The organism is Streptomyces sp. OfavH-34-F (assembly GCF_022347745.1).
In the GTDB taxonomy this organism is placed as follows: domain Bacteria; phylum Actinomycetota; class Actinomycetes; order Streptomycetales; family Streptomycetaceae; genus Streptomyces.
This window is the reverse complement of sequence record NZ_JAKRGC010000271.1, coordinates 1-8,909: the sequence shown is the minus strand read 5'-3', so window position 1 is coordinate 8,909 and position 8,909 is coordinate 1. Positions and strand designations below refer to the sequence as shown.

10 protein-coding genes and 1 pseudogene are annotated in these 8,909 nt (G+C 74.3%); 5 read left to right on the top strand and 6 right to left on the bottom strand.

Annotation, left to right across the window (positions count from 1 at the left end; translation table 11 throughout):
* Both MHW47_RS27785 and MHW47_RS27780 read left to right on the top strand, forming a co-directional pair.
* Positions 1-368 (top strand): annotated as a pseudogene (locus MHW47_RS27785) (hypothetical protein); the annotation flags it as partial.
* Between the two features lie 13 nt (positions 369-381).
* Positions 382-1,014, top strand: a complete 633-nt coding sequence (locus tag MHW47_RS27780; protein ID WP_239226511.1) for an HAD family hydrolase — start codon at positions 382-384, stop codon at positions 1,012-1,014.
* A gap of 144 nt (positions 1,015-1,158) precedes the next feature.
* Here MHW47_RS27780 and MHW47_RS27775 read toward each other — a convergent pair whose 3' ends face one another.
* A complete protein-coding gene (locus MHW47_RS27775; RefSeq protein WP_239226510.1) occupies positions 1,159-1,821 on the bottom strand; it encodes a hypothetical protein in 663 nt (220 codons plus the stop codon).
* Positions 1,822-1,852: 31 nt separating this feature from the next.
* The gene (locus MHW47_RS27770; RefSeq protein ID WP_239226509.1) at positions 1,853-2,077 is read right to left on the bottom strand and encodes a hypothetical protein; all 225 of its coding nucleotides are present in this window, start codon (positions 2,075-2,077) and stop codon (positions 1,853-1,855) included.
* Between the two features lie 201 nt (positions 2,078-2,278).
* Between MHW47_RS27770 and MHW47_RS35845 the strand changes: the two genes are divergently transcribed.
* The gene (locus MHW47_RS35845; protein ID WP_275449733.1) at positions 2,279-2,662 is read left to right on the top strand and encodes a cold-shock protein; all 384 of its coding nucleotides are present in this window, start codon (positions 2,279-2,281) and stop codon (positions 2,660-2,662) included.
* Here the strand turns inward: MHW47_RS35845 and MHW47_RS27760 are convergent, their stop codons facing one another.
* The 4 genes from MHW47_RS27760 to MHW47_RS27745 are packed head-to-tail and all read right to left on the bottom strand — an operon-like array spanning position 2,663 to position 6,207.
* Positions 2,663-3,526: a 1,4-dihydroxy-6-naphthoate synthase gene (locus MHW47_RS27760; protein WP_239226508.1), complete on the bottom strand. Its 864-nt coding sequence runs from the start codon at positions 3,524-3,526 to the stop codon at positions 2,663-2,665. It lies immediately after the preceding gene.
* Positions 3,501-4,205: a futalosine hydrolase gene (locus tag MHW47_RS27755; RefSeq protein ID WP_239226507.1), complete on the bottom strand. Its 705-nt coding sequence runs from the start codon at positions 4,203-4,205 to the stop codon at positions 3,501-3,503. Before MHW47_RS27755 ends, MHW47_RS27760 begins: the two co-directional genes overlap by 26 nt.
* A 25-nt stretch (positions 4,206-4,230) precedes the next feature.
* The gene (locus tag MHW47_RS27750) at positions 4,231-4,722 is read right to left on the bottom strand and encodes a DUF2771 domain-containing protein (RefSeq protein WP_239226506.1); all 492 of its coding nucleotides are present in this window, start codon (positions 4,720-4,722) and stop codon (positions 4,231-4,233) included.
* Between the two features lie 27 nt (positions 4,723-4,749).
* Entirely contained in the window at positions 4,750-6,207 is a 1,458-nt protein-coding gene (locus tag MHW47_RS27745; RefSeq protein WP_239226505.1) for an MFS transporter, read from the bottom strand.
* Positions 6,208-6,585: 378 nt separating this feature from the next.
* Here MHW47_RS27745 and MHW47_RS27740 point away from each other — a divergent pair, with 378 nt between their 5' ends.
* Together MHW47_RS27740 and MHW47_RS27735 are read left to right on the top strand one after the other, a co-directional pair.
* A complete protein-coding gene (locus tag MHW47_RS27740) occupies positions 6,586-7,500 on the top strand; it encodes a DUF3027 domain-containing protein (RefSeq protein ID WP_239226504.1) in 915 nt (304 codons plus the stop codon).
* Between the two features lie 156 nt (positions 7,501-7,656).
* On the top strand, positions 7,657-8,909 hold a 1,253-nt coding region (locus tag MHW47_RS27735), incomplete at its 3' end, for a sacsin N-terminal ATP-binding-like domain-containing protein (protein WP_374230158.1).

Below are 8,909 nucleotides of genomic sequence, written 5' to 3'. Positions count from 1 at the left end.
CTGCGCCCGAGGCCGCTGCGGCCGCCCCGCGCCGGGGCTTCGGCCACCCGGTCCTGCTGCTGGCGGCGGCGCTCCTCGTCGCGGGCGCGGTGATGGGCTCGCTGCTGGCCCTGGCGGGCGGCTGGCTGCTGGCGTACAGCTCCCGCAAGCTGTCGCGCGCGGAGGCGAAGTGGGCGGCGATGGGCTTGCCCGGCGTGGTCGCGGCGTCGGCCCTGGTCTGGCTGTGGGGCCGCATGGACGGCCGCTGGGGCGACCCCATCCCGGAGCACGGCATGAAGGACGCCCTGGCCGACACCTGGCCGCTGACGGTGCGCGCGGCGGCGGTGGCCTCCGCGGTGTTCCTCCTCTGGCGGGCCAGGCGGCGATGAGGGGGGCGCCACAATGGAGGACATGCCTTCACCCCTGACGGTCGGCTTCGACCTGGACATGACCCTCATCGACTCCCGCCCCGGCATCAAGGAGGTCTACCTCGCCCTCGCCGCCGAGACGGGCGCCGACATCGACACCGACCTCGTGGTCAGCCGCCTGGGCCCGCCCCTGGAGGAGGAGCTGGCCAACTGGTTCCCGGCCGCCGAGGTCCCCGCCGTCGCGGACCGCTACCGCGCGCTCTACCCCTCGTACGCCATCACCCCCACCCCGGCCCTGCCCGGCGCGCGCGAGGCGATCGAGGCGATACGCGCCCTGGGCGGGCGCACCCTCGTGGTCACCGCCAAGTACGAACCCAACGCCAAGCTGCACCTCGCGCACCTCGGCATCGAGCCTGACGTCATCGCCGGCAACCTCTGGGCCGAGCAGAAGGCCCTCGCCCTGCGCGAGCACAACGCCACCGTCTACGTGGGCGACCACATCGGCGACGTCCGCGGCGCCCGCGCCGCCGGCGCCCTCTCCGTAGCGGTCACCACGGGCCCGTGCGCCGAACCCGAACTCCGCGAGGCGGGCGCGGACGTGATCCTCGACTCCCTGACAGCCCTCCCGGCCTGGCTGCACACGTACACGGCGACGCGAGCCTCGTAGTCAGCACCGCCCGGCCCGTTCCTCCAGGTCCTCCAGATCCTCCAGGGACGGTGCAGACCGCTCCGGCGTCGGTACGGGCCGGCTCCCACACCCACGTGCCGACGGGAGCAGAGGTGATCACGGAGGGCCCCTTCCCCGGTTCTGTCAGAGCCTGTCGGTCACGTCGAGGCCCCGGCCATTCTCATCCGGGTCGTCGGCGGAGATGCCGTATTCCACGGCATGGCCGAAATAGGTCGCCTCGCCGGTCTCGGGCTCCACACCGAAGTGCGAGGTGATCTCCCGCAGCGCGTTCGCCAGCCGGGGAGCGTTGCGCCGGTGCACATCCGGATGCGGGCGCCCGGAGAAGTCGAACCAGCGCCAGATGTCGTGGTGGACGGACACCTCGACGGAGATACCGGAACCCTCGGGAGTGAGCCACATGGTGACGAGGCCGGGTTCTCTGCGCGCGTGACCCCCGGCGTCGAACCACGTGCCGGGCCCCCTGACGTACATGCTTCCGATGAAGGCGTCCGGGAAGGCCGACGGACGGCTTCCGAGCACGCGTTCCGTGACCTCGGGGCTCCCGAGGGGCGTCTCCGGCACGGAGAGCCGGCTCGTCAGACCCGTCGGCCCCCGGCCGGGGGCGTACCACGTCTGTTCGACCGCCGTCGCCTCCAGCAGCGCGTGGGCGCGGAGGATGTCGGCGGCCCCCTGCGCGGCGGTCAGCGTCGCGGCGACCACATCGGGCTCCGCTCCCTGCGGCGTGAGCTCCGCGAGATCCCAGTACCAGGCCCCTACGTGCTCGGGGGCCCGCTTCAGCGTCGACATGGGCGAGCGCTCCGGCCGGACGCGTTCGGGGTCAGTGGTTTCGGGAGGTTGCGCGGGCCGTGCGGATCACGCCTGCTGCCGCGATCAGGAAGCCGACGCCCATCAGCATGCACAGGGACCAGGCGATCGGCGGGAGGGGGTCCGTGCCGAGGAAGAGGGGGGCCATGGTGGCGAGGGTGGAGAGGGCGCCGATGAAGAAGACGATGGCGCCGATCCGGACCAGCCGGTCGCCTGCGCCGGAAGTGGGAGTGCTCACCCCGTCAGGGTAGTTCCCCCGTGGGGTGGGTCCGTGTCCGGGTGAAGCAGGTGCCGTTTCCGGACAGAGTCCGGATGACCAGGCTTGACGAGGGGTACGTCACCTGTGGAGGCTTCAGCCAGCAGGGGAGCACGACCACAGGACGGCCTGACCTGCTGAGGGCATTCGTTCCGGCACACGGGTTGAGATGGGGTGCGTGCTTTGCCGACTGGCAAGGTCAAGTGGTTCAACAGCGAGAAGGGCTTCGGCTTCCTCTCCCGCGACGACGGCAGCGACGTCTTCGTGCACTCGTCCGTGCTCCCGGCCGGGGTCGACGCTCTCAAGCCCGGTCAGCGCGTCGAGTTCGGCGTGGTCGCCGGCCAGCGCGGCGACCAGGCGCTCTCCGTGTCGATCCTCGACCCGACACCGTCCGTCGCGGCCGCCCAGCGCCGCAAGCCGGACGAGCTGGCGTCGATCGTCCAGGACCTGACCACCCTGCTGGAGAACATCACCCCGATGCTGGAGCGCGGCCGCTACCCGGACAAGGCGGCGGGCGCCAAGATCGCCGGGCTCCTGCGCGCGGTCGCCGACCAGCTCGACGTCTAGCTACGGGAAGGCCAGCGCGTCCGGGCCGAGGGCGGGTACCAGGCCCTCGGCCGCCGCGCGGGTCAGCAGACCGCGGATCGCGGCGTAGCCGTCCTCGCCCAGGTCCGCGGTGAACTCGTTGACGTAGAGGCCGATGTGCTGGTCCGCGACGGACGGGTCCATCTCCTGGGCGTGGGCCGCGACGTACGGGCGGGACGCCTCGGGGTCGTCCCAGGCCATGCGGACCGAGGCGCGTACGGACTCGGCGAGCAGCTTCAGCGTGTCCAGGCCCAGCGAGCGCTTCGCGATGATCGCGCCCAGCGGGATCGGCAGGCCGGTGGTGTCCTCCCAGTGCCGGCCCATGTCGGCGAGGTTGTGCAGCCCGTAGTTCCGGTACGTGAAGCGCGCCTCGTGGATGACCAGGCCCGCGTCCACCTCGCCGTCCCGGACCGCGGGCATGATCCGGTCGAACGGCATGACGACGATCTCGCCGACCCCGCCGGGCACCACCTCGGCCGCCCACAGGCGGAAGAGCAGGTAGGCGGTGGAGCGCTCGCTCGGCACGGCGACCGTCTTCCCGGTCAGGTCCGTGCCCGGCTCCCGGGTCAGGACGAGCGGGCCGCAGCCCCGACCCAGCGCCCCGCCGCACGGCAGCAGCGCGTACTCGTCGAGGACCCACGGCAGCACCGCGTAGGACACCTTGAGCACGTCCAGCTCGCCGCGCTCGGCCATGCCGTTGGTGAGGTCGATGTCCGCGAACGTGACGTCCAGCGCCGGGGCGCCGGCGACCCGGCCGTGCGCCCAGGCGTCGAAGACGAACGTGTCGTTCGGGCAGGGCGAGAAGGCGATGCGCAGCGCGTCAGTCTGCGGTGTCGTCGCGGTCATGGCGGGTCCAGCCTTCCAGTACGGGTATGAGCTTCCCGAACGCCCCGGTCAGCGCGGTCAGCGCGTCGCCGATGCGCCAGGCGTCGCGGTCGCGCGGGCCGACGGCGTTCGACACGGCCCTGATCTCCAGGACCGGTACGCCGGCGAGGTCCGCCGCCTCCGCCACCCCGAACCCCTCCATGGCCTCGGCGAGGGCGCCGGGGTGGGCGGCCAGCAGGGCGGCGGCGCGGTCGGCGCTGCCGGTCACGGTGGAGACGGTGAGGATGTCGCCGGCCGCCGCCCCGGTCGCCCCGGCGGCGGCGCGGACGAGGGAGCGGGGCGGGAAGTGCCAGGTCCGGCCGAAGCCGAGCTCGGTCACCGGGACGAAGCCGGCCGGTGTCTCGGCGCCCAGGTCCGCCGCACCGATGCGGCGCGACACGACGAGCGAGCCGACCGGCGCCACCGGGGCGAAGCCGCCGCCGATGCCCGCCGACACCACCAGGCCGTAGTGGCCGGACGCCAGCGCGAACGCCGCCGACGCCGCCGCGGCGGCCGGGCCCGCGCCGCCCGCGAGCACGTCCAGCGGGCCGGCCCGGTGGATCTCCGCGCCGCGCACCGGGCGCACCTCGGGCTCGTCCCCGTACGCACGCGTGACCGCGTCCCGTTCCACCGGGACCGCGGTCACGACCAGCACACGCATCAGGGGGCAGCCCTCCGGGGGACGGTCAGTCCGTCTTCACCAGCTTGAAGTGCCAGATGCCCGACACGCCTGCCTTGTCGCCCTTGCCCTTGGTCTCGACGACGCTGATCTGCGTCTCGTTCGCGGCCTCGCCGGTCTGGCTGGAGAAGAAGGCGCTGCCGGAGATGGACCGGTAGGTCTTCTTGAACGGCTCCTGCTCGGCCTGCTGGCCGTTGATGAAGAGCGTCCAGCCGTTGTCCGCGATCTCCGGGTCGACGCCGAAGTGCACGGTGTCGGACATCGACACCTTGATGGTCTTCTCCGCCTCCTTGTTGAGGCAGGACTTGACCTCGGACTCCTTGATCGTCTTGCCGTCGTTGTAGCAGGCGGCCTCGGTGTTCACCGAGTTGTCGCCGACCGTCACGGTCGCGAGCGGCGTCGGCTTGTCGCAGGCGGAGAGGACGAGGAGTCCCGCGGACACGGCACCAAGAGCGACGCCGATTCGACGGCCCTTACCTGAGAAGAACGCAACGGTCATGGGCCGAAGGCTATCGGTCGCTCCCGCTCACGCCACGCGGGGGTGCGGCGAGCCGCGCCGGGCGGCGCCCAGCAGCCCCCGTACGGACGCGGCGGCGCCGAGCGCCAGCAGCCCGGCGGCCACCGCCATGCCCAGTACGCCGTTGAGGGGGAGCGCGATCCCGATAGCACCGCCCACCACCCACGACATCTGGAGCAGCGTCTCGGAGCGGGCGAACGCCGACGTGCGCACCTCCTCCGGCACGTCGCGCTGGATCATCGCGTCCAGCGACAGCTTCGACAGGGCCTGCGTGAGCCCCGCCGTCGCGGCGAGGGCGGCCACCATGACCGTGCTGAAGAAGACCGCCGCCAGGACCGCGACGCCCAGGGCCAGGCCCAGCACGGAGGCGACGATGACCTCCGGGCCGCGCGCCCGCAGCCAGGAGCCCACCGCCGTGCCCAGCGCGTTGCCCACGCCCGCCGCCACGCCGACGATGCCGAGCGAGATCGCCGCGCTCTGCCCGGCCAGCGGGTGCTCGCGCAGCAGGAACGCCAGGAAGAAGATCAGGAAGCCGGAGAGCGCCCGGTGTGCCGCGTTCGCCTGGAGGCCGTGCAGGACGGACGGGCCGACCGACCGCAGCCCCGGCCGCCGCTCGCCGTTCTCCCGCCGCTTGCGGCCCCTGGACCCGCCCGCGTCCTTGGACGACGTGGTTCCGGTGCGCGTCGAGGAGGTCCGCGACGGCTCCGGGCGTGGCGGGTGCTCGCCCAGCGGCGGGACCAGCTGCGCCCGGCGCTCGCCCTTCGCCGAGTCCACCTTCGGCGGCAGCGTGAACGCCAGCACCGCCCCGCCCGCGAAGATTGCGCACGCCCCGTACAGCGGCCACGGCGGGCCGATCAGCTGGAGCGCCGCGCCGATCGGCGCGGCGGCCCCGGTGGCCAGCAGACCGGCCAGGGTCACCCGCGAGTTCGCCTTCACCAGCGAGAACTTCGGGGGCAGCAGGCGCGGTACGACGGCGCTGCGCACCACCCCGTACGCCTTCGAGCAGACCAGCACGCCGAGCGCCGCCGGATACAGCTCCAGGCCCCCGGTGGCGACCGCGCCGGACATCGTGAGCGCCAGGACCGCCCGCGCGAGCATGGAACCGGCCATCGCCGCGCGGCGGCCGTGCGGCAGGCGGTCCAGGAGCGGGCCGATGACCGGGGCGAGCAGGATGAACGGCGCCATCGTGACCGCGAGGTACAGCGCGACCCGGCCGCGGGCCTGGTCGGTCGGCACGGAGAAGAACACCGTGGAGGCGAGCGCGACCGTGATCATCACGTCGCCCGCGCCGTTCACCGCGTGCAGTTCGATGAGTTTGCCGAGGCCGCTCTCGCCGGCCCCGTGCGCGTGGGTGGCCTTGCGGATGCCGCGCCCGGTCAGGGTGAACGGCGTTCTCAGGGCACGGCCGACCGCCCGCCCCGCCCTGCGGAGCGGGCCGGGACCGTCGTGCGACCGGGCAGAAGCCACTTGGTCATAGTGCCCCAGGACCGCGCGATGCGAACCGGCATCCCGGCGGGGCGCGGGCGGGACCGCCCCGTCGGGTCAGTGATCCGCCTGGTGACGGGGGCCGCGGGCGATGGCCGATACGGCGTCGTTAGGGACGGCAGGTGGGCGGGGAGCGGCGGAGAGGGTAGCGTGCTTAGCGCGCCACCGGCGGTTGTTCTCGGCCGCGCGCCTCTCGGCGATCCCGCAGAATGGATTGCGGAAGGCGTGCCCGAGGTTGGCTCAACGGGTGTGGACGTCGACGCGGCCCCCAGGTCCGCTCCGTCCGCGACCGTATGGCCGGAATCGATGGTCGATGTGCTGGCGCGCTCGTGAGACTGGCGTAGGAGAGAAGCGAGACCTGTGAGTGCTGCGACGACGCGAGGCCGTACGGCCCGTACCGCCCGTACCCCCGCTCCCGACCGGTTGTGCGCCGAGGCCGTTGACCTCGCCCGCGCGGCGGCCGAGGAAGCGGCCGCTCCGGGGGTCGTGGGTGAGCATGTGGCCGTGGTCTCCGAGGGGGACCGCGTCGTCACGCACTACTTCGAGTGCGAGGACCCCGGTTACCGGGGCTGGCGCTGGGCGGTGACGGTCGCGCGGGCCTCCCGCGCGAAGAACGTCACGCTGGACGAGACGGTGCTGCTGCCCGGCGGCGACGCGATCCTGGCGCCGGAGTGGGTGCCGTGGAGCGAGCGGCTGCGGCCCGGCGACATGGGCCCCGGCGACCTGCTGCCCACCGAGACGGACGACCTGCGCCTGGAGCCGGGGTACACCGGCGCGGACGAGGTCCCGCCGAACTCCGCGGTCGGCGAGGTCAGCGGCGAGCTGGCCGAGCTGGTGGACGTGGAGGACGCCGAGCTGACGACCCGCCCGGCCGCGACCGCGCGCGGATCGATCGCCGCGGTGGCCGACGAGCTGGGCATGCGGCGGGCACGGGTGCTGTCGCGGTACGGGCTGCACGCGGCGGCGGACCGCTGGGAAGAGGCGTTCGGGCCGAAGACGCCGATGGCGCAGGCCGCGCCGGCCTCCTGCGTCTCCTGCGCGTTCCTGATGCCGCTGGCGGGCTCGCTGCGCCAGGCGTTCGGCGTGTGCGCGAACGAGTTCGGCCCGGCCGACGGGCACGTGGTGTCGCTGGCGTACGGGTGCGGAGGGCACTCGGAGGCGGCGGTCATGCCGAAGGCCCCCGCGTCGGCGGGGCACGCGCTGGACACGATGCGGGTGGACGAGTACGCCCTGCACGGGGCGGACGACGCGGGGGCGCCGGAGGACGAGGCGTAAGCGGGCTCGGTCCCCCGGCGACCCGGTTCCGTCCTCGATCGCCGGACGGGCCCGATGGGGCCGGTGCCGGTCTCCGGGGGCGGTGAGTGGGTGGGTCCGGGCGGTACCCGGTAGCTTCGCGGGGTACGCGTTCCGGACCGGCAGAGGGAGCACCCCATGGGCATCAACGCGACGGAGGGCGACCCGTTCGGAACCGCCCGGCTGCGGCGCGGCGTGCTCGACGCCTGGGGCGCCGGGCCCGCCCGGTTCCGGGAGGACGCCAACGCCGAGGAGGACCTGGCGCTCGGCGGCTACCGCGACCGCCTCGTCGTCGAGCTGGCCCAGAACGCCGCCGACGCCGCCGCCCGCGCAGGAGTCCCCGGCCGCCTCCGGCTCACCCTGCACCCCGCGGCGGACGGCACCCCCGCCGTCCTCGCCGCCGCGAACACCGGCGCCCCGCTGGACGCGACCGGCGTCGAGTCGCTGTCCACGCTGCGCGCGTCCGCGAAGCGCGAGGGGCACGAGGGCGCCGTGGGCCGGTTCGGCGTCGGGTTCGCCGCCGTCCTCGCGGTGAGCGACGAGCCGGCGATCGTCGGCCGCCACGGAGGCGTCCGCTGGTCCCTGGCCGAGGCCCGCGAACTGGCCGCACAGGCGGCCGTCGGCAGCCCCGGCCTCGGCGACGAGCTGCGCCGCCGCGACGGCCACGTCCCGCTGCTGCGCCTCCCGCTGCCCGCCGAGGGCACCGCGCCCGACGGCTACGACACCGTCGTCGTGCTGCCCCTGCGCGACGGGGTCGCCGAGGACCTGGTGGGCCGGCTGCTGGCCGCCGTGGACGACGCGCTGCTGCTCACGCTGACCGGGCTCGACGAGGTGACCGTCGAGACGCCGGAGGCCGTCCGCACGCTGCGCCGCTCCCAGCACGGCCCGTACACGCACATCGAGGACTCCGCGCACGGCACCCACCGCTGGCGCACCGCCGTCCACCACGGCCCGATCGAGCCCGCCCTGCTCGCCGGCCGCCCGCTGGAGGAACGGCTGCGCCCGCACTGGTCGGTCACCTGGGCCGTTCCGGTCGACGAGGACGGCGCCCCGCTCCGCCCCCGGACCGCCGCCGTCGTCCACGCGCCGACGCCCACCGACGAACCGCTGGACCTGCCCGCGCTGCTCATCGCCTCACTGCCGCTGGACACCACCCGCCGGCACCCCGCGCCCGGACCGCTCACCGACTTCCTGGTCGAGCGCGCCGCCGACGCCTACGCGGAACTGCTCGCCGACTGGGAGCCGGTGTCCGTCGCGACGATCGGCCTGGTGCCGGGCCCGCTGGGCCGGGGCGGGCTGGACGGCGCGTTGCGCGGCGCGATCCTGGAGCGGCTGCCGCGCGTGGCGTTCCTCGCGCCCGCCGCCCCGCGCGACCCGGCCGCCGAGCCGGA